The following is a 21,605-nucleotide window of genomic DNA, read 5'->3' on the forward strand; positions in this document are numbered from 1 at the left end:
TCGATCACCGCGCACCCCCCGCCAGGTCGTCGAACGGCTCGTCCTCGCCCGTCTCGGCCCGCCGGTCGAGCTCGGCGCCGAGCGAGCGAAGGATGTCGAGCACGAGCCCGACGACGACGAGGTACACACCGACGTCGAAGAACAGGCTCGTGACGAGCTTGAGGTGGCCGAGCAGCGGGATGTCCACCTCGAAGATCCACGACTCGAGCACCGAGCCGCCGACGAGCATCGCGAGGATGCCCACCCCGGCGGACAGGAACAGCCCGAGCCCGAGCAGCACACCGGGCTGCACGGGTGCGGCCTCACCGAGCTCGTACCGCCCGCCGGCGAGGTAGCGCACGGTGAGCGCGATTCCCGTCACGAGCCCGGCGGCGAACCCGCCGCCGGGGGCGTTGTGCCCGCTGAACAGCAGGAACACCGAGTAGACGATCATCGTGTGGAACAGCAGCCGCACGACGACCTCGAACACCACGGAGCGGCGGTTCGGGGCGAGCGTGCGGCCCGCGCGCAGCCACTCGCGGTCCGTGGCGGCGGCCTCGTTGCGCACCGGGTCCAGGCCGCGGCGCAGCGGTGCCATCGGGTCCGGACCGCCCCACACGGCCCGGTCGCGCATGGCGTCCTCGGCGCGGAAGATCGAGCCCGTACGTCGGGACAGGAAGACGAGCGAGGCGACGCCCGTCGCGGCGACGAGCAGCACCGAGATCTCGCCGACGGTGTCCCACGCGCGGATGTCGACGAGCGTGACGTTGACGATGTTCTTGCCGCCGCCCCAGGTCACGGCCTCGTCGGCGAAGTGCTCCGTGACGGGCAGGTGCACCCGCGCCCCGGGCGCGACGAGCGCGACGCCCGCGACCGTGAGCCCGACGGCGAGGCCGATCGCGAGCCGCAGCCACCGCGAACCGGCGAGCGGCCGGTCGGAGAAGTACGGCGGCAGCCGCCGCAGCGCGAGGACGAACACCACGAGCGTGACGGTCTCGACGAGCACCTGGGTCAGCGCCAGGTCGGGTGCGCCCTGCAGCAGGAACAGGCCCGCGACGGCGTACCCGCCGATGCCGAGCAGGATGACGGCCTTGAGCCGGCGTCGCGCACGGGCGACGAGCACCGCGGAGACGATCGCGGCTGCGGCGAACGCCGCCTGCCCGGGCTGCTCCCACACCCGCACCTCGTCGGGCCAGGACGTCCCGAGCACGGTCGTCACCCCTACCCCCGCGACGAACACCGCGAGCACGATGCCGAGGTACAGCGGCAGCGAGCCGCGCTGCGTGGCCGCGGTGACGTCGGCCGCGACGTCGTCGAGCCGCCGCATGGAGCGCCGGTACACCCTGTCCGCCTCGGGTCCGCGGTACGCACGGGACTGCCAGCGCTCGACCGCGTCGCGCACGACGAACAGCGCCGCACCGGCCGCCAGGATGACGAGCGTGAGCACGAACGTCGGCGTGAAGCCGGCCCAGAGCGCGAGGTGGCCCGGCTCGCCCACCGGGTAGGTGTCCGCGTAGGGCGCCAGCAGGTGCTCGCCGAGCCCGGGCAGCAGCGCGACGCCGAGCCCGAGCAGGCCGAGCACGAGCGCGGGCCAGACGAGCAGGAGCGACGGGTGCGAGATCGGCGCCGGCTCGGCGCCGACGAGGGGTACCGCCTGACGAACGGTGCCGGGGCTGACCGCGCCGTCCTCCTGCGTCGCGACCGACTCCGGCACGAGCGCCGACTCGGGCACGACGGCCGACTTGGTCCCGAACGCGCCCCACCACAGCCGCAGCCCGTACGCGACCGTGAGGACCGACCCGATCGCGACGCACACCAGCACGAGCGTCGCGGCCGAGCCCTGCATCCCGGCGTCGGAACCGAGGTGCTCGATCCCCTCGAGCCCGGCCTCCTTGGCGACGTAGCCCGCGAACGGCGGCAGCCCGATCATGCTCGCGACGCCCAGCGCACCCGCGAGCGCGGTGATCGGCAGCTCCTTGCCGACGCCGGACAGCCGCCGCAGGTCACGTGTACCGGTGGCCGCGTCGACCACGCCGACCACGAGGAACAGCGCCGCCTTGAACATCGCGTGCGCTCCGAGCATCGCGAGCCCCGCGAGCGCGGTCGCGCGCGTCCCGAGCCCGACGAGCAGCGTGATGAGCCCGAGCTGGCTCACGGTGCCGAACGCCAGCACGAGCTTGAGGTCGTGCTGGCGCAGCGCGCGGTAGCCCCCGAGCAGCAACGTCCCGCAGCCGAGCACGATGATCGTCCAGCGCCAGAGCTGGTGCGTCGAGTACGCGGGCGCGAAACGCGCGACGACGTACACGCCGGCCTTCACCATCGCGGCGGCGTGCAGGTATGCGCTGACCGGCGTGGGCGCCGCCATCGCGGCGGGCAGCCAGAAGTGGAACGGGATGAGCGCGGACTTGGTCACCGCGCCCGCGAGCAGGCACGCGATCGCGACCGTCGCGGTCGTGCCACCCGGCGGGTGCGCGATCACCTCGCTCAGCCGGTACGTCCCGGTCGCCTCGCCCAGCAGCACGACCCCGACGAGCATGGCGAGCCCGCCCGCCGTCGTGATGATGATCGCCTGCATCGCGGCCCGCCGGCTCGCTTTGCGTTCCGAGTAGTGCCCGATCAGCAGGTACGACATGACCGTCGTCAGTTCCCAGAAGACGAACATGAGGATCATGTCGTCGGACAGGACGAGCCCGAGCATCGCGCCCGCGAACGCGACGAACACGCCCCCGAACCGGCCCAGACCGTGCGCCGAGGCGGAGAAGTATGCCGAGCAGTAGACGAGAACGAGCGCCCCGACGCCGCCGACGACGAGCGTCATGAACCACGACAGCGTGTCCATGCGGAACGTCAGCTCGAGCCCGAGCTGGGGGATCCAGCTCACCTGCTCGACCGGCATGTGTCCCGCCTGCACGCGGGAGGTCCAGGTCAGCGCCCAGACGGCGGCGCTGGCGGGGGCCAGCGCGAGGACCCAGAACGCCCGCCGCCCCCACAGCCGCACGAGCACGGGCGCAACGAGGGCTGCCGCCAGGTGAACGGCGAGCAGCAGTAGCACGCGTCCGGCTCCGTCCTGTCGGGGGCGGCGTGGTCAGACGTGTTGGTCGAGGGTCATGCGGTGCGAGCACGCCGGGCGGAGGCGTCCGCCCGGCTGCCGATCGACCCGCCAACCTTATCAACGCCCCCACCGCCCTCCCGCCCCACCACCACGACACCCGCGACGAGGAGCCCTCGGGAGCACCTCGACACCACGGGCGCCGCGCGCGCAGGGGGATTCCCTTTCGAGCTGGTACCGGTTCGGCGTCGGTAGGGTCGGCGGGTGAGCGGCTTGCAGTGGGTGTGCCTGGTGGCGGTCGTCGGCGCGACGGTCGTCGGCGTCGCGTTGTTCGTGCGCGGCGCGACGCGGATCGGCCGGACCGCGGCGGTGGGGCGTCCGACGCCGTCCGCGCGCCTGCGGCCGGTCGGACAGCGGCTGCGCACGCTCGCGCGCGAGGTGCTCGGGCACGGTCGGTTCGCCAACCGCCCGTTCGTACGCGCGGCGCACTGGCTGGTCATGGTCTCGTTCGCGGTGCTCGTGGTCACGCTGCTCACGGCGTACTTCCAGATCGTCGACCCGCACTTCTCGCTGCCGCTCGTCGGGCACCTCGTCCCGCTGGAGTGGGCGATCGAGGTGTTCGCCTGGACGTCGCTGGTGGGGATCGTCGGGCTCGTCGCCATCCGGGTCGCGCGCACGCCGCGCACGGGCCAGGACGACTCGACGCGGCGGCGCTCACGGTTCTTCGGCTCGAACAGCGCTCAGGCGTTCTTCGTCGAGGGCACGGTGCTCGTCGTGGTGGTGGCCGTGCTGGTGCTGCGCGGGCTGGAGTACGCGCTCGCGGACCAGGCCGGCTCAGGCACGGCGAACCCGTGGCACTTCCCGTTCACGGCGTGGTTCGGTGCGTCATGGGCGGCCGCGGCCCCGACGACGCTGGAGGCCGCGGTCGTCGTCGTCGCGACCGTGAAGATCGCGGTGTCGATGTCGTGGTTCGTGGTGGTCGGCCTGCAGCCGACGATGGGCGTCGCCTGGCACCGGTTCCTCGGCATCGTCAACGTCTACGCGCGGCGCGAACCGGACGGGGCGCCGGCGCTCGGCCCGCTGCAGCCGCTCGTGCTCGCCGACGGGCGGCCGGTCGACCTCGACGCGCTCGAGGACCTGCCCGACGACGCGCGGCTCGGCGTCGGGGCGATCGAAGACTTCACCTGGAAGGGTCTGCTCGACTTCGCGACGTGCACCGAGTGCGGCCGCTGCCAGGACCAGTGCCCCGCCTGGGCCACGGGCAAGCCGCTGTCGCCCAAGCTGATCACGCTCGCGCTGCGCGACCACGCGGCGGCCACCGCGCCGTACCTCATGACCACGACGGGCGAGCAGCTCGCCGACGACTCGCACCGCGGGCTCGACCTGATCGGGACCGGCGTGATCGACGCGGACGCGCTGTGGGCGTGCACCACGTGCGGAGCGTGCGTGCAGCAGTGCCCGGTCGACATCGAGCACGTCGACGCGATCGTCGACATGCGCCGCTACCAGGTGCTCATGGAGTCCGCGTTCCCCAAGGAGCTCGGCGGCACGTTCACCAAGCTCGAGCGGCAGGGCAACCCGTGGGGGCTGCCCGCCCGTGCGCGGCTGGACTGGGCGAAGGGCCTCGCGTTCGACGTGCCCGTGGTCGGTGCGGACGTCGAGTCGGCGGGTGACGTGGACTACCTGTTCTGGGTCGGCTGCGCGGGCGCGTACGACGACCGCGCCAAGCGCACCACGCGAGCCGTGGCCGAGCTGCTGCACACCGCCGGGGTGAGCTTCGCGGTGCTCGGCGACGGCGAGACGTGCACCGGCGATCCGGCCCGTCGCGCGGGCAACGAGCTGCTCTACCAGACGCTCGCGGCGCAGAACGTCGAGGTCCTCACCGAGGTCGGCGCGCAGCGCATCGTCGTGACGTGCGCGCACTGCTTCAACACGATCAGCCGCGAGTACCCGCAGCTCGGCGGCAGGTTCGAGGTCGTCCACCACACGGTGCTGCTGGAGCGGCTCGTGGCCGAGGGTCGCCTGACGCTGCTGCCCGCCGACGACGAGCGCCGCGTGACCTACCACGACCCCTGCTACCTCGGCCGGCACAACCAGGTCTACGCACCCCCGCGCGAGCTGCTCGGCGCGATCCCGGGCGTCCAGGTCGCCGAGATGCCCCGCTCGGGCGCGGACTCCTTCTGCTGCGGCGCGGGCGGCGCGCGCGCCTGGATGGAGGAGTCGATCGGCACCCGGATCTCGACGACCCGCGCGGCGGAGGCCATCGCGACCGGCGCCGACGTGATCGCGACCGCGTGCCCCTACTGCACGGTCATGCTGCGCGACGGCGTCGCCGCCGCTGCCTCGTCGGACGAGGACGTGAGCGCGGGAGTCGGCGTGCCCGAGGTCACGGACATCGCGGTGCTGCTGGCGGAGCGCATCGCGCGCTGAGCGCCCTGCGTGCCCGCACGACCTGGGCGCGCGGCGACGTCAGGAGCCGGTCACCACGAAGTACTCGGCGACCCGCGGGCACGACGGGGGCACGAGGATGTTCGCCGGACGCGTCGTGAACCGCGCGCCCCGGAACGTGATGTCGGCGCCCCGTACCGCGATCTGCGTGGTGCCGACCGAGATCGTGCTCGTCGTCTCGTCCCAGGTCGTGCCGGAGCGCAGCACGGGAACCACGGACACGCCGTCCAGGCGGACGAGCACGCATCCGGCCTCGAGGCTCAGCGGGCCCTCGAGCGACCCGGTCGTGCCGCCGCTCGCGGTCGCCTCGTAGGTCGCGAACGGCAGGTCCAGCGCGGACGTGTCGATCTCGCCACCGCCCCCGCACCCGGCGACGAGCCCGAGCCCGCACACCGTCGCCGCCACGGCCATCACTCGTCCCATGAATCCCGTCCGCATGCGGGCAGGCTAGCGTCGGATTCGTCACCTTGGGGAGGGTCTGCGCGAGATGTACGCCGATCAGACGTCGGCGGGGTCGACGAGGAAGTCGGCCTCGTCGGCGATCTCACCTCCGACCGCGGCGTGCAGGGTCCGCGCGACGGCCTGCACGACGGGGGCGACCCTGGTGCGCGCGACGCGGTGCTCGAGCGGCGGCCTCTCGAGCTCGAGGTCCTCGATGCTGGCCGGCTCCCAGCGCACCCGGTAGGCGACCGCACCCTTCTCGGTCCACGGCAGGTTCCGCAGGATCGTCGGTGGCTCGGGCTCCTCGGCGACCTCGACGACGACGATCCCGTCCACCCCGAGGTCGGCGACGACGCCGTAGGACTCGGCAGCGGGGGGGTCGAGCGCCGCCATCTCGTCGAACGCGGCGGACTCGGCCAGCACGCGGCGACGCTCGTCCGGGTCGCGCAGGCCGTGCTGCTCGAGCGCGACCCGCAACCCGCGACCGCCCGGTTCGGACCACGCGGTGGCGTCCTGCGGTGCCCGCCCCGCGCCGGGCAGCGGCCCGGTCCAGGAGTGCTCCGGCGCCGAGAGCCGCGCGCGCGGCAGCACTCGCTGGACCAGCGTCAACGTCTCGGTCGGCTCGACGAACCCCGGCGCGAACACCGTCAGGTCGATCGCGCTCTCCATGTCGGGCACCAGCACGGCGAGCGGGCCGCCGGACTCACCCACGCGGACCGCGCCGCCGAGCCGCCGCGCGCACGCGACGAGCCACAGCATGACCCGCTCCTCCTCGCGCACGGGCAGGCCGTCGGGGAACGCGCGCTTGAGGCCGTACCGGTCGCCGCCGGGGTAGGGCCGCTCGCCGCGTTCGCGCGTGCAGAACACGGAGTACGCCTGCGTCGTGGCGCCCGGCAGCCCGAGCGCGGCCGCATCCTGCGCGGTGACGGCGTACGGGCCGACGAGCGTGGTGTGCCGCGACAGCCGCAGCACGGTCGCCGCGGGCACGGCAGCGGGCAGCCGGATCCCGAAGGCGGCGGTGAGCGGGCGGCCGCGCGCGGGCTGCGTCTCCTGCTCCCAGCGCGCCGCGCCGAACCGGCTCGCGGCCAGCACCTCGACCTCGTCGGGCTCGACGTCCGCGGGCAGTGCCAGCAGGTGCCGTCGCCGCAGGTCGGCGTCCGTCTGCCACGGCAACGCCGGGAGCGTGGGCGACGCCATCCCTACACCTCGGTGTGGTGGAAGCCCTGCCATGACCGCGACGCCGTCGGACCGCGCTGGCCCTGGTAGCGCGAGCCGTAGCGCTGCGAGCCGTAGGGGTGCTCGGTGGCCGACGAGAGCCGGAAGAAGCAGAGCTGGCCGATCTTCATGCCGGGCCACAGCAGGATCGGCAGCGTCGCGACGTTCGACAGCTCGAGCGTCACGTGGCCGGAGAACCCGGGGTCGACGAAGCCGGCGGTGGAGTGCGTGAGCAGGCCAAGCCGGCCGAGGGACGACTTGCCCTCGAGCCGCGCCGCGACGTCGTCGGGCAGCGTGACGCGCTCGTAGGTGGCGCCGAGCACGAACTCGCCGGGGTGCAGCACGAACGGGTCCCCGGTGGCGACCTCGACGAGCCGCGTGAGGTCGGGCTGCTCGGCTGCGGGGTCGATCACGGGGTACTTGTGGTTGTCGAACAGCCGGAACCACTTGTCGAGCCGGACGTCGATCGACGACGGCTGGATCATGGCCGGTTCGTACGGTTCGAGGGCCACACGGCCCGACTCGAGCTCGGCCCGGATGTCGCGGTCGGAGAGCAGCACCCGCTCACGGTAGTGCCCTCGATGGGCACTGGGCGCTATAGTCCTGTGCGTGGGCGCATGGGAGCGCTCTCGCACGTAGAACACGGTCCGCCCCTCCTGCTGTGCGCATTGACGCGGCAGCGACGGTGGGAGCGCACCCACACCGAGCACCGCGAAGGGCGAACATGCGTTACGGGCACTTTGACGACGACGCGCGCGAGTACGTCATCACCACGCCGCACACGCCCTACCCCTGGATCAACTACCTGGGCTCCGAGCGGTTCTTCTCGCTGCTGTCCCACCAGGCGGGCGGCTACTCGTTCTACCGCGACGCCAAGATGCGCCGCCTGACGCGCTACCGCTACAACAACGTCCCGGCCGACGCCGGCGGCCGCTACCTCTACGTGCACGACGAGGGTGACGTGTGGACCCCGTCGTGGCTGCCGGTCAAGGCGGACCTCGACCACTTCGAGGCGCGGCACGGCCTGGGCTACTCGCGCATCACGGGCGAACGGCGCGGCCTGCGCGTCGAGACGACGTTCTTCGTGCCGCTCGGCGAGGACGCCGAGGTGCAGAAGGTCACGGTCACCAACACGTCCGACGCGTACAAGTCGGTGACCCTGTTCTCGTTCGTCGAGTTCTGCCTGTGGAACGCACAGGACGACCAGACGAACTACCAGCGCAACCTCTCGATCGGCGAGGTCGAGGTGGAGCAGGACTCGCCGCACGGCTCGGCGATCTACCACCGCACCGAGTACCGCGAGCGCCGCGACCACTACGCCGTGTTCGCGGTGAACGCGCGTGCCGACGGCTTCGACACCGACCGGGACACGTTCGTCGGGCCGTACAACTCGCTGGGCGAGGCGGCCGTCCCGCGCGCGGGGGAGTCCGCCGGCTCGGTCGCGTCCGGCTGGTACCCGATCGGCTCGCACTCCGTGGTCGTCTCGCTCGCGCCGGGCGAGTCCCGCGAGCTGGTCTACGTGCTGGGCTACCTCGAGAACCCCGACGAGGAGAAGTGGGCCGACGACGCGCACCAGGTGGTCAACAAGACCGGCGCGCACGCGCTGCTGGGCCGGTTCGCCACCGCGCAGCAGGCCGACGACGCGCTCGCCGCGCTGCAGGCGCACTGGACGGGCCTGCTCTCGACGTACTCGGTGACCTCGGGCGACGACAAGCTCGACCGGATGGTCAACGTGTGGAACCAGTACCAGTGCATGGTCACGTTCAACATGTCCCGCTCGGCGTCGTACTTCGAGACGGGGATCGGGCGCGGGATGGGCTTCCGCGACTCCAACCAGGACCTGCTCGGCTTCGTGCACCTCATCCCGGAGCGGGCGCGTGAGCGGATCGTCGACATCGCCTCGACCCAGTTCCCCGACGGCTCGGCCTACCACCAGTACCAGCCGCTGACGAAGCGCGGGAACAACGACATCGGCTCCGGCTTCAACGACGACCCGTTGTGGCTGATCGCCGGCGTCGCGGCCTACGTCAAGGAGACGGGCGACTTCTCGATCCTCGACGAGCCCGTCCCGTTCGACAACGAGCCGGGCTCGGAGGTGCCGCTGTTCGAGCACCTGACCCGGTCCTTCGAGTTCACGGTCGACAACCTCGGCCCGCACGGCCTGCCGCTGATCGGCCGCGCCGACTGGAACGACTGCCTCAACCTCAACTGCTTCTCCACCACCCCCGGAGAGTCGTTCCAGACCACCGAGAACCAGGCGGGCGGCGCCGCCGAGTCGGTGTTCATCGCGGCGCAGTTCGTCCTGTACGGCGAGCAGTACGCGGAGCTGGCCGAGCGCAGGGGGCTCGACGAGGCCGCGGCGCGCGCACGCTCGCTCGTCGGGCAGATGCGTGAGGCGGTGCTGACGCACGGCTGGGACGGACGCTGGTTCCTGCGCGCGTACGACTACTACGGCGACCCCGTGGGCACGGACGCGCACGACGAGGGCAAGATCTGGATCGAGCCGCAGGGGTTCGCCGTGATGGCGGGCATCGGCGTGGAGTCGGGCGCGGCGGCGCAGGCGCTCGACTCGGTGGGCGAGCTGCTCGCCACCGACCACGGCATGGTGCTGCAGTACCCGGCGTACACGACGTACCAGATCCGGCTCGGTGAGGTCTCGACGTACCCGCCCGGCTACAAGGAGAACGGTGGCATCTTCTGCCACAACAACCCGTGGGTGATCATCGGCGAGACGATGCTCGGCCGCGGCGAGCGCGCGTTCGACTACTACAAGCGCATCACGCCGGCGTACCGCGAGGACATCTCCGACGTGCACCGCCTCGAGCCGTACGTGTACGCGCAGATGATCGCGGGCAAGCAGGCGGTCCGGCACGGCGAGGCCAAGAACTCGTGGCTGACCGGCACCGCGGCGTGGAACTTCGTCGCCGTCTCGCAGCACCTGCTGGGCGTGCGACCGGACTACGACGGGCTGGTCGTCGACCCGCAGATCGGCCCCGACGTGCCGCGCTTCACCGTGACCCGTGCGGCGCGCGGCGCGACGTACGTGATCGAGGTGACGAACGGCGGCGCCCCGGGTGCCCGCGGACGTCTCGTCGTGGACGGGGTGCCCATGACGGGCAACCTCGTCCCCTACGCGCCCGCCGGCGCCACCGTCCACGTCCAGGTGACGGTCTGACGTGGAACGGAACGAGCGCGGCGGCACGGTGAGTGCGGTCACCGGGGACCCGGCGGGGGCGGGGGCACCCGCCGGGTCCGACCGCTGCGCGGAGCGCGCACGGTGACCGCCCTCGCGACCCCGACGACCGCGCTCGCGGGCGACCCGCGCGTGGTGACGCTGCGCTCGTCCGTGTGGGAGCTCGACGTCCTGCCCGGCACGGGCGCCTGCCTGGGCGCAGGCCGCATCCGCACCGGCGACGGCGTGTGGCGCGACCTGCTGCGCCCCACGCGCACGTTCGCCGGCCTCGGCGAGCCCGAGCGCTGCGCGAGCTTCCCGATGATCCCGTGGTCCAACCGCGTCGCCGGCGGCGTGCTGCGCTTCCGCGGCCGCACCTGGCAGCTGCAGCAGAACGCCGCCGACGGCACCGCGATCCACGGCGCCGCCCGCTACGTCCCCTGGCAGGTCACGGCCCTGTCCGAGCGCGCGATCTCGCTCGAGCTCGACACGCGCGCGTTCGTCGGCATGAACTTCCCGTGGAACTTCGTCGCCGGCATCACCTACGCGCTCGACGGCCCCGACCTCGAGGTCACGACGAGCCTGCGCAACGTCGACGACGAGCCCTTCCCCGCCGGCCTGGGCCACCACCCCTACTTCGAGCGCGCGCTGCTGCCCGTCGGGTCGCAGCACCCCTACGAGGGCACCGGCCCGCTGCTCGAGATCCCCGCGCACCGCTCGTACGAGCTCACCGGCGCGATGCCGTCCGGCCCGTCGGTCCCCGTCGCCCCCCGCGCCGACTTCCGCACCCCTCGCCGGCTCGGCGGCGCGCTCGTCGACGACGTGCTCACCGCCTTCGAGCCCGGCCGCCCCGTCCGCATGACCTACGACGACCCCGGCCTCGTCGTCGAGATGCACCGCGACCCGGCGTTCTCCCACCTCGTCGTCTACGCACCCCGTGGGCGCTCCTACTTCGCCGTCGAGCCCGCGACGAACGTCAACGACGGCTTCTCCCTGCACGACGCGGGCGTACCCGGCACCGGCGTCCTGGTCCTCGCCCCCGACGAGCAGACCACCGCCACCTTCACCATCACGACCCGCACGACCCCCTGACGACCGGCCCACGGGCGGCGGCCGCCGGGCTCTCGGCGTCGCCGACTTCCACGGACCCCGCGAATGTCTGCGGACCCCTCGCTTGCGGGGTCCGCAGACACTCTGGGGGTCCGCAGACGATGCGGGGTCCGCGGGCGCGCCGGACGACCTGGGCGGCCTGAGCGACCCGACGGCGGGGATCGAGGCGCTGCGGGACACGGTGCAGTCGCTCCAGAAGGTCGGCCGGGAGGAGGTCGACGGCGTGCCGACCACGCACTACACGGCGACTGTCGATGCGGGCGCCGACCTCGGGGTGGGCGGGCTCGACGACGGGTCTCCTCTCGCCTCGCTGCCGTCGTCGTACGCCTACGAGATCTGGGTCGACGACGCGGGGCGGCCCGTCCGCACCTCCACCGACCTGGCGGGGATGGCCATGGTCATGACCTACTCGAACTGGGACGACCCGAGCATCGCGGTCGTCGCGCCGGGCGCCGACGAGATCACGGACGTCAACCCGCTGGCGGACATCGGCGGCGGCGAGAGCTGACCGGACGCGAGGTCACGGTTCGGTTCCGAATCGACGTACCGCGGGTGAAAGGTGCGAACGCGTCGGAACGGGACCGGGTCGCCCGTGCCACGATGAGCGGCACCAGCCGTAACTCACAGGGGGAGACCTGCCATGCGTGCCGTCCGCCGGATCGTCGCGACCAGCGCCGCCGTCGCACTTTCGTTCACTCTCGTCGCCTGCGCGGGCTCGTCGTCGGACGACGAACCCGGCACGGACGCGACGACGACGCAGGACGTCGACACCGACGCGACGACCGCGCCGGCCGACGACCCCGACGACGGCGAGGCCTCGGGCGAGCTCACGGTCGACAACTTCGTCTCGGTGCTCAGCAACCAGCTGAAGGAAGGCACGTCGTACCGGACGAAGATGACGACGACCGTGGCTGGGACGACGACGACGTCGGTCGGCGTCGTCGAGATGACGGACGCCGGCCCGGAGATGGACATGCAGACCCAGGCCGCGGGCCAGGACGTCCGGATGATCATGGTCGACGGCATCTTCTACATGAACATGGGCGAGCTGACGCAAGACAAGTTCATCAAGATCGACCCGAGCGACACCGACAACCCGCTCAGCTCGATGATGGGCGACATCAGCAGCTACACGGAGCCCGAGAAGAGCGTCGAGATGCTCGACGGCGCGGTCCTCGAGGTGACGAAGGTCGGTCCCGCCGAGGACGTCGAGGGGGTTCAGGCGACGCCCTACCGCGTGACCGTCGACGCGACCAAGCTCACCGAGCAGATGGGCGCGGCCGGTGAGCTTGCGACGCTTCCTGCGACGATCGAGTACTCGTTCTGGGTCGGCCCGGAGAACCGGCTCACGAAGATGTCGATGGACATCGCCGGCGCGACGACGGAGGTCGTCTACACCGACTGGGGTGCCGACGTCGACATCCAGGCTCCCAGCGCGGACCAGATCATCGACATGAGCAGCCTCGGCGGCTGATCCCGCGCGGACTCACAGTGCCAGCGTGAGGGTGCGGCCCCAGTCGTAGGTCGCGTAGGTGGTGAACCCGACGCGTTCGTAGAACGCGATCGCGCCGGTGTTCGCGCCGTCGACGCCGAGGTGGACGCCGGGCACGCCACGCGTCCGCAGCTCGTCGGCGAGCGTCTCGATGAGGCGTCGACCCCAGCCCTGGCCCTGCAGCCGCGGGAGCAGGTCGATGTGCAGGTGCGCGGGGAACTGCTCGTACAGCGGGTCGGGCGGCACGCTCCACTCGTGCAGACGATCGACGAGCACGTGGTCCTCGGTGCCGTCGCCCGGGTCCTGCACCCGCGGGTACTGCGCCCGCAGCGCGGGCCACCACTGCTCGTCGAGCCAGCGTCCCAGGAGCAGCGAGTCGGCGGTCGCGACGACGTAGCCGGCGACCCCGCGCTCGTCGGCGACGACGAGCGTGAGCGACGGGTCGGCGACGGGGTACGGGCCGGCGTACAGGTGCCCGAGCAGGTCCGGGTTGCGGTACAGGGCGCTCGCGTCACCGCCGGCCGCGCCCGTGAGCAGGCAGAGCCGGTAGATGCCGGGCAGGTCGGCGGGGTGGTACGCCCGGAGCGTGGCCGTCATCCCCCGATCCCATCACGGGCGAGGCGTGCGCGCCCCCACGGGCCGCGGCGGGTCCCGATCGCATCACGGATGGGCTGCGGATCAGCCACACCGGGCGGGACCGAGTCCGCGCACTCCGTGCATCCGCCATGCTGTGCCGCACGACGACAGGATGGCGACGCCATGACCAGCACGGACGACCGCGGGCGGACCCACCGGGTCGAGCTGCGCGCGGCGCTCGCGTGGCTCACGCATCCCGTCACAGCGGGCGCGCTCGTCGTGCTGGTGCTCAACGACCACCTCCTCAAGCGTGTCTACGGGACGTGGTGGACCGGCAAGCTGTCCGACGTCGCGGGCCTCGTGCTCGCCCCCGCGCTCGTCGGGGTCGCGCTCGCTGCTGCACGCTCGTGGCGAGGCTCGGCGCACCGGGCGCGGCCGGACGTCGTGGCCGACGTCGCGACGATCGTCGTCGGGGTCGCGTTCGTCGTCGTGAAGATCACCGCGCTCGGCGCGGCGACGGCGTCGGCGGCCTGGACGGCGGTGGCCGGGCCGAGCGTGGTGCTGCGCGACCCGACCGACCTGCTCGCGCTGCCCGCGCTCGTGCTGGGCTGGGTGGTGGCTCGATCGTCGGCGACGCACCCTCACGACCGCGCGACGCGCAGGTGGCCGCTGGTGCTGCCGCTCGCGGTGCTCGCGACCGCCGCGACGTCCTCGATGGGCGCGCCCGGGACGATGTCCGTCGACGTGACCGACGGCGTGCTGGTCGTCGGCACGGGTTGGAGCGAACAGGCGACGAGCCTCTTCTCGACGACCGACGCAGAGACCTGGACGGATCTGGGTTACGTCGAGCACACCCCGGAGCCGACCGACTCCGGTTCGCCGCTGCCCACGTCGGACCCGGCGGCCGCCACCGCGTGCGTCCCCGACGAACCGGACGTGTGCTACCGCGCGACCCAGCCGGAGACGCTCGGGGTCAGCCGCAGCGACGACGGCGGGCGCACGTGGGAGCCCGAGTGGTCGCTGACCGACGAGGAGCTGTCCGCCCTGACCGCCCGACTCACCGACTCGGAGCCGATCGAGACCCTCGACGTCGCGGTGCTCCCCACCGCTGCGGGCTACCGCGTGTACGCGGCGAACGGCGGCGACGGGCTGGCGGAGCGCGACGAGGACGGCACCTGGACGCGGCTTGGCCAGCCGTACCTCGGCGACGGCCCCGCGCCCCTGCCGGGTGAGGCGGTGGTGAGGACCTACCCGGTGCCGCTCGCGGTGCTCTTCGGCGCACTCGTCGCGACGATCGCGACCGCGGTGATCGCCCTTCCGGCGCGGCGGCGTCTCGAGGACGGCCGCACGATCGCCATCGCGCCTGGCGTCGTCGCGGCCCTGCTCGCGCTCGTCGCGGTGCTCCTCGACTTCCGGCTGGCATCCTTCGGCAGCGAGATCGGGTACACGATCTTCGGCCAGGCCGTCGTCGTGCTCGCGCTCGTCGGGGCGGTCGTCCTCGGGCTCGTCGCGATCGCTCTGGCCGGTCGAACGCTGGGCGTGGGGGTCGCGCTCGGCGCGCTGGTCGGCGTCGTGACGGCGATGGTCATCGCATGGCTGCCCGGCTCCGACGCGCAGCGTGTCGTCATCGGGCTCCTGGTCGCTGCGATGGGCACGGCCGGTTGCGCCATCGCCGTCCGTCGGCTCGGTCGTGGACCAGATGAACCGCCGGTGCACGGGCCTGGCGGACCGGCGCTGGAGCCGGGCCGGGAACCTCCGCAGCCGTAGGCTACGCTCTAGTAACTTACGGGTGCGTAGGTTAGGCTCGCGGCATGGGCACCACCCCGACGACCGCCTCGCCGGTCGCCCTCCCGCCGATCCCCGACGAGCCCCTGACGGCCGCGCTCGAGCGCGCCGCCGCGGAGCACGGAGAGCGGGTCGCGGTCGACTTCCTCGGCGCCACGACGACCTACACGGCGCTGGCCGACGAGGTCGCCCGGGCGGCCGGCGTGCTCGTCGGGCTCGGGGTGCAGCCGGGGGACCGGGTCGCGATCGCGCTGCCCAACTGCACCCAGCACCTCGTCGCGTTCTACGCCGCGCTGCGCATCGGCGCGGTCGTCGTCGAGCACAACCCCACCTACACGGCCGACGAGCTCGCGCACCAGCTCGCGGACTCCGGCGCCACCGTCGCGCTGGTCTGGACCAAGGCCGTGCCGGCGGTGCTCATCGCGAAGTCGCGCACCGCGCTGCGCTCGATCGTCGCGGTCGACCTGGCCGCCGACCTGCCGGCGGGGGCGCGCTGGGCGCTGCGACTGCCGATCCCCAAGGCGCGCAAGGCCGCCGAGGCGATGCGCGGACCGGTGCCGGCCGACATCCCGCGCTGGGACCGGCTCGTGCGCGACGCACGACCCCTGCCCGCCGACCACCCGCTGCCTTCCTCGTCGGACGTGGCGCTGCTGCAGTACACGGGCGGAACCACGGGCACGCCGAAGGCCGCCGTGCTGACGCACCGCAACGTCGTCGCGAACACCGTGCAGGGGCACGCCTGGACCGGGCACGAACCCGGGCGCGAGGTGGTGTTCGGCGTGCTGCCGTTCTTCCACGCGTTCGGGCTGACGCTGTGCCTGTCCTACGCCGTACGGATCGCCGCGACGCTCGTCGTGCTGCCGTCGTTCGACCCCGCGCTCGTGCTCGCGGCGCAGCGCCGCCGCCCCGGCACCTTCCTACCCGCCGTCCCGCCGATGCTCGACCGCCTGGTCACCGCAGCCGACGCCGCGAACGTGCCGCTGACCTCCTTCACGCACGCGATCAGCGGCGCGATGGCCCTGCCCGCGGAGACCGCGCGGCGCTGGGAGGCGGCCACCGGCGGGCTCGTCGTCGAGGGCTACGGCATGACCGAGACGTCACCCGTCGCGCTCGGCAACCCGTTCGACGCCACGCGGCGTCCCGGCGCACTCGGCCTGCCGTTCCCCGGCACCGAGGTGCGGGTCGTCTCGCAGACCGACGTCACGCAGGACGTCGCGCCGGGTGAGCCCGGCGAGCTCCTGGTCCGCGGGCCGCAGGTGTTCCAGGGGTACTGGGGGCGGCCCGACGAGACAGCGGGGCAGCTCCTCGCGGACGGCTGGCTGCGCACCGGCGACGTCGTGCGCGTCGACGACGACGGGTTCGTCGTCCTCGTCGACCGCATCAAGGAGATGATCGTGACCGGCGGGTTCAAGGTGTACCCGTCGCAGGTCGAGGACCAGCTGCGCTCGATGCCCGGCATCGCCGACGTCGCGGTGGTGGGCGTCCCCTACGGGGACCTCGGCGAGTCCGTCGTGGCTGCCGTCGTGCTGCGCGAGGGCCACGACGTCGACCTGGCCGCAGTCAGGGACTGGTGCGGCCAGCGCCTCGCGCGCTACGCCGTGCCGCGCCGGCTCGTCGTGCTGCCGGACCTGCCGCGCTCTCAGGTCGGCAAGGTGCTGCGGCGCGTCGTGCGCGACCAGGTGCTCGCGCTCTCGGCCTGAGCCCGTCCTCGGCGCCCGGCTCCGCGGCCGCCACCCGGAGTTCGTCCCGGCGCGTCCGGCCGGTATGCTGATCCGCGCCGACCGCGACCCGGGTGCGCACGCACCGAGGGTCAAGGGAAGGTCACGCGGGTGTAGTTCAATGGTAGAACTTCAGCTTCCCAAGCTGATGGCGCGGGTTCGATTCCCGTCACCCGCTCCGGTATTTCCCTAGGTCAGAGCGATTTCGAGGCTCTGTCGGACCTCCCTGAGACCCTTGTGCGGGTCGGCTCGTGCCATAGGGATGAGGTCCCGATCATGACCGCTTCGACCACCTCGCGCCGAGCATCACGTGAGGACTCCAGCTCTCACACTCAGCCCCGGGCCGCGCCGAACGACCGTTGCTAGCATTGCTGTCAGGAGGTGATCGGGATGGGAACCCTGACGATCCGCCAGCTCAACGAACGCACCCATGCCCGGCTGCGTGAGCGAGCCGCGCGCCACGGCCGGTCGGTCGAGGCCGAGGTCCGGGCCATCCTCGACGCCACGACAGGCCGTCCCGAGTCGAACATCCTCGTCTCCCTGCACCAGGCGTTCGCGCCTGAGGGCGGTGTCGATCTCGACCTGCCAGCGCGCACCGACACCTCGCGTGACGTGGACCTCGTGTGATCGTCGCCGACACCAACGTCGTCTCGGAGCTGATGAAGGACCGGCCCGACCCGGGCGTACTCACCTGGGCGGCCGCGCTCGACCAGAGCGAGGTGACGATCAGCGTCGTGACCGTCCAGGAGATCGAGCGAGGCCTGAGCCGCCTGCCGGCCGGACGACGGCAGCGCACCCTGACCGGCCGCTGGCACCAGGTGCTCGAGGCCTACGCCGACACGATCCTCGTCTACGACGTACCCGCCGCACAGGCGGCCGCGACCGTCCTGGTCCACCGCGAGAAGGCAGGCAGGCCGATCGCCCTCGCCGACGCCGAGATCGCCGGGACCTGCGTGTCACAGGACGCCGCCCTGGCAACCCGCAACACCACCGACTTCACCGGCATCCCCGGCCTGACGCTCATCGACCCGTTCGCCTGACGTCGCGCAGGGCGGCGCCGAAGCAGCGAGGGACGCGACTCGGCCGCCGCGCACATCGATCGCGCCCTCCTCTGCGACCGGGCTGGACTCGTCCCGGCAGGCGCTATGCGTTGGCGCGCTCCCCGCCGGCAAGCTGCATCAGCAAGCTCTCGACCACCGTGGTCGCGTTCTCGGGCCGAGCGAAGTCGCCGGTGACTACGACGGGTCCGGCAGGGCGGGTCTCCCCCAACCTGGGCACCATCCGCGTCAGGACCACGCGCACCCGGTCGTCAGACTCGCGGGTGACCTCGACGCGCTCGTCATAGGAGTAGCCCGTCGAGCCGGGCCGCGTGAACAGCAGGTCGAACATGGACGTGTCAGGCCGGACGCGGCCCTCCCAGCGCGGACGTAGGGCCTCGAGCAGCTCCACGTTGAGCTGGGCGGCAGGCGCCGGCATGTCCCGGTAGCGATCGATCGCGCTATCCCATGCCTCGGCCTCGAGTCTCTCGATCACAGCGCGAGCCTATGGGCGCCGGCCAGAGACTTGAGGCACGACGATGCGCTCGGCACGGGACGGGCGACGGCAGAATCACGGTGTGACTGTCGCGCAGCTCGTGGGCTACTGGCGCGCGGAACTCCCCGCGCTGGATCCCCGGCTGTCCGTTTCAGTCGAGCAGGGCGCGGCATACGAGCGGATGCGTCAGCGGGAGCGCTGTTGGCCGGATCCAAGGGCCTTCATTGACCTCGCGTGGAGCGAGGACGAGCGGAACGTCGTCGTCGAGCACCTGCGCACCGGGACTCTCGTGAACCAGTACCGAGGTCTTTCGCCATGCCGATTCTGCGGGTGCCACAACGGCTCCGCAGAGCTCTCGGACGGGACGTTCTGCTGGCCGGAAGGGCTCGCGCACTACCTGGACGCCCACGCAGTTCGGCTTCCCGAGGAGTTCGTTCAGCACGCTCTGTCGGCGTCCCTCGTGCAGCCTCACCTGCCGTCACCCGAGTTCGACCACCTCGGGCAACGCGACCGCTCATGGCCCGGCACCGAGCTTCGGGGGCTCCTGTGGACCCCGGAGCCGCCCGCCGAGGAGTACGGGCCCGACGTCGATCTCGACCCGACCTGGTGGCTCATGCAGATCGGGTCGCGCGAGATCCGCTGAGTCCGCAGCACCCGGCCGGAACACGCCCTCACTCGCGGCTCTCGCCCCGCGATTCGACCACCGGGACAATGGGTGCCGCGGAGAGCCGGATCCGACGACCTGGTCTGGAAGGCGAAGCGGCCCTCGGTCACGGTGACGAGGGCAATGCCGTGGACGAGCGCGAAGTCAAGCGCTCCCTGCTGGAACGGGGCAGTGGAGACCATGACCGCCTTGTGAGCGCCGACGGACTGAAGCTTCTGGTGCAGCACCTGGACCAGCTCGCGCTTGATCGGGTTCTTGTGCCGCTTCGCCTCAACGACGATCAGGAAGTCCATGCCACCGAGCTCGTACCTCACGGTCGCGTCGAAGTCGTAGGCGCCGTCCGCGCCGCGAACGACCTCGTGCGTCTGGACGCGGAGATTGTCAACCGCGCCGCCCAACTCGAGGGCATCGAACAGTGTGGTGACGTACGCCTCGAACTCCCCGGGAGTGAGGTCGGCGGGCGGGTAGTGCGCCGTAGCCCGCGCGACCGCGTCATCCGGGTCGTTCACGCCAGGCTCACTCTCACATCGGCGGTGACCCAGAACCCGCCGGGCGCGGTCTGGGTCACCGCTCGCAGATTGACCGTTCCTTGCGTGGATACGACGGTGTGCGCGGACCGGAATCGGTACCGAAGCTGGTCCGACCAGATCCGCGAAAGCGCGTCGGCGATGGCCGAAGCGTCAACCGTGCGCGCGTTCGCCTCACCGACGATGAGCCAGTCCCCGTTGCGCGCACTCCGCACCGTCATGTCCTGCCACAAGCCCGGCTCATCGTCGGCGTACGCGGGGTCGCCGAGGAAGGCGCAGGCGTCGATCTCCATGCCGAGCAGGTTGTCTCCGTCGCTCGCCGGCCCGGACGCGCAGATCTCGGCGCGGATGGTCTCGAACTCCTCGGGGTCGACCATGCAGGCATCCTCGCGCACTGACGGCCTGATTCAGGATCGACCGACTCAGGCGGGAGCGCAGAGGCGGGCGGCTACCGCTCGAACGGCGGCTCACCGACCAGCCAGAGGGAGCCTCTGGACCACAGGTCCTTGCTGGAATGCTCTGCCGCGTCGACGACGCCTTCGGCCGCATCCCGCAGGCTGACCTCCAGCTCGATCGGGCCTTCGAACGTCAGGACCAGACCCCTGTCCAGGACCTCGTCTACAGCCACCAGGCGGCGGCCGACGAGCGAGCACAGCCTGGCAGCGAACTCCGCATCGGACTGGTCCCGACGGCGCTCAGACTCGATGATCGCGACGTTCGCGTATACGGCGAGATAGTCGTCGGCCCACAACAGCCGGAAGTAGTCCTCGACGAACTCGACGTCGACCAGCTCCTCACCGAGGGCGGCACACAGGGACGGTTCCTCGTGCCACACCTCGGGCGGCTCGACCGGTTCGAGCTCAAGCTCGGAAAAGGAGGCCGCGATGAAAGCGTCCCGATCCGCGACCGTCGCGAAGTGGCGAGAACCCACCGGTGCCGAACACGCCAGCTCGAAGCTCGAAAGCGAGCGCCGCTGCGTCCCGGACGAGTCCCACCACGACTGCGTGCCGGAGATCAGTTCGACATCGTAGGTGTCCTGCCCCCACCGCCCTCGGCCCTTCGCTGTCCGCGCCTTGGCGATCTCCACCCGCGAGAGTCTGCCAGGCACGGTCGGACCCCCCGAGGCACTCGCGGCCAACGTCCACTCGATTCCCTGGTTGGCTGTGCTCATGGTCGATTGGCAGAGCCTCCGCGACATCTACGGCAGCGCAGGCGAGATCCCCGGTCTCCTGGAGGCCGCGGCTTCGTCGACGCAATGGGAGGCGCCGGTCTGGGAAGACCTGTGGCAGAGGCTGTACCACCAGGGCTCTGTAGCGCCGGCGAGCTATGCCGCCCTGCCGCGGCTGGCGCAGATCGCGAGCGAGCGGCCGGACGTAGCTATCGACCCATCTCTGTTCCTGTTCGCTTCGATCATCTCCTCAATCGATGGGCCGCCGGAAATCGCCACCGTCCGCGAGTTGTACGCCACTGAGATAGCGGACCTGGTGCCGGTCGCGGATCACAAGCTTGATCTTGTGAGCGACCGAGCCGACGTGGTCTACGCGCTCCAGACCGTCGCGGCCCTGGAGAACCTCTCGCCATGGCAGAGGTGGCTTGAGGGCCCGCCCAACGAGGAGGTCGAGCTCGAGTGCCCCTCGTGCGGAGACCACGTCTACCTGGAGCTGGTAGGCGGCGAACTCGTTGCGACCATCGACCCCGACGACACAACTCACGGCCGACCGGTTCAGGCTGAGCGCCCTGGCAATCTGCCCGCCCCCGAGGCAAGGCTGTTCGACTTGTGCGTCTCCCACGGCCACGCGGACGTGGCGGGCTGGCTCCTTCGGCTGTTCGGTCGAGTCACCTGCCCCCACTGCGAGGCCGAGTTCCACACCGCTTCGGCCTGCGCCTGAAGCACAC

19 protein-coding genes, 1 tRNA gene and 1 pseudogene are annotated in these 21,605 nt (G+C 71.9%); 12 read left to right on the top strand and 9 right to left on the bottom strand.

Features of this window, described 5'->3' with window-relative positions; translation table 11 throughout:
- Positions 1-4: 4 nt before the first annotated feature.
- The gene (locus CCO02nite_RS03905) at positions 5-3,031 is read right to left on the bottom strand and encodes a Na+/H+ antiporter subunit A (RefSeq protein ID WP_146841722.1); all 3,027 of its coding nucleotides are present in this window, start codon (positions 3,029-3,031) and stop codon (positions 5-7) included.
- A gap of 261 nt (positions 3,032-3,292) precedes the next feature.
- Between CCO02nite_RS03905 and CCO02nite_RS03910 the strand changes: the two genes are divergently transcribed.
- Positions 3,293-5,458, top strand: coding sequence for a (Fe-S)-binding protein (locus tag CCO02nite_RS03910; RefSeq protein WP_146841723.1), 2,166 nt, complete (start codon positions 3,293-3,295; stop codon positions 5,456-5,458).
- Between the two features lie 39 nt (positions 5,459-5,497).
- Here CCO02nite_RS03910 and CCO02nite_RS03915 read toward each other — a convergent pair whose 3' ends face one another.
- From CCO02nite_RS03915 to dcd, 3 genes are read right to left on the bottom strand one after another with little or no spacing between them, the layout of a single operon-like run.
- Positions 5,498-5,914: a hypothetical protein gene (locus tag CCO02nite_RS03915; RefSeq protein ID WP_146841724.1), complete on the bottom strand. Its 417-nt coding sequence runs from the start codon at positions 5,912-5,914 to the stop codon at positions 5,498-5,500.
- A 60-nt stretch (positions 5,915-5,974) separates the two neighbouring features.
- Positions 5,975-7,114: a hypothetical protein gene (locus CCO02nite_RS03920; RefSeq protein WP_146841725.1), complete on the bottom strand. Its 1,140-nt coding sequence runs from the start codon at positions 7,112-7,114 to the stop codon at positions 5,975-5,977.
- A 2-nt stretch (positions 7,115-7,116) separates the two neighbouring features.
- Positions 7,117-7,692: a dCTP deaminase gene (gene dcd, locus CCO02nite_RS03925; RefSeq protein ID WP_146841726.1), complete on the bottom strand. Its 576-nt coding sequence runs from the start codon at positions 7,690-7,692 to the stop codon at positions 7,117-7,119.
- A 164-nt stretch (positions 7,693-7,856) separates the two neighbouring features.
- Between dcd and CCO02nite_RS03930 the strand changes: the two genes are divergently transcribed.
- From CCO02nite_RS03930 to CCO02nite_RS03945, 4 genes are all read left to right on the top strand, one after another.
- The gene (locus tag CCO02nite_RS03930) at positions 7,857-10,307 is read left to right on the top strand and encodes a glycoside hydrolase family 94 protein (protein WP_146841727.1); all 2,451 of its coding nucleotides are present in this window, start codon (positions 7,857-7,859) and stop codon (positions 10,305-10,307) included.
- A 102-nt stretch (positions 10,308-10,409) separates the two neighbouring features.
- Complete coding sequence (locus tag CCO02nite_RS03935; RefSeq protein WP_146841728.1) at positions 10,410-11,396, top strand: aldose 1-epimerase; 987 nt, start codon at positions 10,410-10,412, stop codon at positions 11,394-11,396.
- A gap of 82 nt (positions 11,397-11,478) precedes the next feature.
- Positions 11,479-11,922, top strand: coding sequence for an LppX_LprAFG lipoprotein (locus CCO02nite_RS03940; protein WP_186812569.1), 444 nt, complete (start codon positions 11,479-11,481; stop codon positions 11,920-11,922).
- A gap of 132 nt (positions 11,923-12,054) precedes the next feature.
- The gene (locus CCO02nite_RS03945) at positions 12,055-12,888 is read left to right on the top strand and encodes an SCO4651 family lipoprotein (protein WP_146841730.1); all 834 of its coding nucleotides are present in this window, start codon (positions 12,055-12,057) and stop codon (positions 12,886-12,888) included.
- Positions 12,889-12,900: 12 nt separating this feature from the next.
- On the opposite strand, the gene CCO02nite_RS03950 is transcribed toward CCO02nite_RS03945, so the two are convergent.
- Entirely contained in the window at positions 12,901-13,503 is a 603-nt protein-coding gene (locus tag CCO02nite_RS03950; protein ID WP_146841731.1) for a GNAT family N-acetyltransferase, read from the bottom strand.
- 162 nt (positions 13,504-13,665) lie between these two features.
- On the opposite strand from CCO02nite_RS03950, the gene CCO02nite_RS03955 reads away from it, so the two are divergent.
- From CCO02nite_RS03955 to CCO02nite_RS03975, 5 genes are all read left to right on the top strand, one after another.
- Entirely contained in the window at positions 13,666-15,249 is a 1,584-nt protein-coding gene (locus tag CCO02nite_RS03955) for a hypothetical protein (RefSeq protein WP_146841732.1), read from the top strand.
- A gap of 44 nt (positions 15,250-15,293) precedes the next feature.
- Positions 15,294-16,967: an AMP-binding protein gene (locus tag CCO02nite_RS03960; RefSeq protein ID WP_146841733.1), complete on the top strand. Its 1,674-nt coding sequence runs from the start codon at positions 15,294-15,296 to the stop codon at positions 16,965-16,967.
- 125 nt (positions 16,968-17,092) lie between these two features.
- Positions 17,093-17,163 (top strand) — tRNA-Gly (locus CCO02nite_RS03965).
- 212 nt (positions 17,164-17,375) lie between these two features.
- Entirely contained in the window at positions 17,376-17,612 is a 237-nt protein-coding gene (locus tag CCO02nite_RS03970) for a FitA-like ribbon-helix-helix domain-containing protein (protein WP_146841734.1), read from the top strand.
- Positions 17,609-18,025, top strand: coding sequence for a type II toxin-antitoxin system VapC family toxin (locus tag CCO02nite_RS03975; RefSeq protein ID WP_146841735.1), 417 nt, complete (start codon positions 17,609-17,611; stop codon positions 18,023-18,025). The genes CCO02nite_RS03970 and CCO02nite_RS03975 overlap by 4 nt, the downstream gene beginning before the upstream one ends.
- A gap of 103 nt (positions 18,026-18,128) precedes the next feature.
- Here CCO02nite_RS03975 and CCO02nite_RS03980 read toward each other — a convergent pair whose 3' ends face one another.
- Entirely contained in the window at positions 18,129-18,518 is a 390-nt protein-coding gene (locus CCO02nite_RS03980; RefSeq protein WP_146841736.1) for a hypothetical protein, read from the bottom strand.
- Positions 18,519-18,600: 82 nt separating this feature from the next.
- Here CCO02nite_RS03980 and CCO02nite_RS16010 point away from each other — a divergent pair, with 82 nt between their 5' ends.
- Complete coding sequence (locus CCO02nite_RS16010) at positions 18,601-19,161, top strand: hypothetical protein (protein ID WP_146841737.1); 561 nt, start codon at positions 18,601-18,603, stop codon at positions 19,159-19,161.
- A gap of 143 nt (positions 19,162-19,304) precedes the next feature.
- On the opposite strand, the pseudogene CCO02nite_RS16320 reads toward CCO02nite_RS16010, so the two are convergent.
- The 3 genes and pseudogenes from CCO02nite_RS16320 to CCO02nite_RS03995 all read right to left on the bottom strand — a co-directional run.
- Positions 19,305-19,691 (bottom strand): annotated as a pseudogene (locus CCO02nite_RS16320) (restriction endonuclease); the annotation flags it as partial.
- Entirely contained in the window at positions 19,688-20,086 is a 399-nt protein-coding gene (locus CCO02nite_RS15620; protein ID WP_186812571.1) for a hypothetical protein, read from the bottom strand. The pseudogene CCO02nite_RS16320 and the gene CCO02nite_RS15620, both read right to left, overlap by 4 nt.
- A gap of 71 nt (positions 20,087-20,157) precedes the next feature.
- Positions 20,158-20,796, bottom strand: a complete 639-nt coding sequence (locus tag CCO02nite_RS03995; RefSeq protein WP_146841738.1) for a hypothetical protein — start codon at positions 20,794-20,796, stop codon at positions 20,158-20,160.
- Between the two features lie 82 nt (positions 20,797-20,878).
- On the opposite strand from CCO02nite_RS03995, the gene CCO02nite_RS04000 reads away from it, so the two are divergent.
- Positions 20,879-21,598, top strand: coding sequence for a hypothetical protein (locus tag CCO02nite_RS04000; protein ID WP_146841739.1), 720 nt, complete (start codon positions 20,879-20,881; stop codon positions 21,596-21,598).
- Positions 21,599-21,605: the final 7 nt, after the last annotated feature.

It is taken from the genome of Cellulomonas composti, assembly GCF_007990245.1.
GTDB classification, from domain to species: Bacteria; Actinomycetota; Actinomycetes; order Actinomycetales; family Cellulomonadaceae; genus Cellulomonas; species Cellulomonas composti.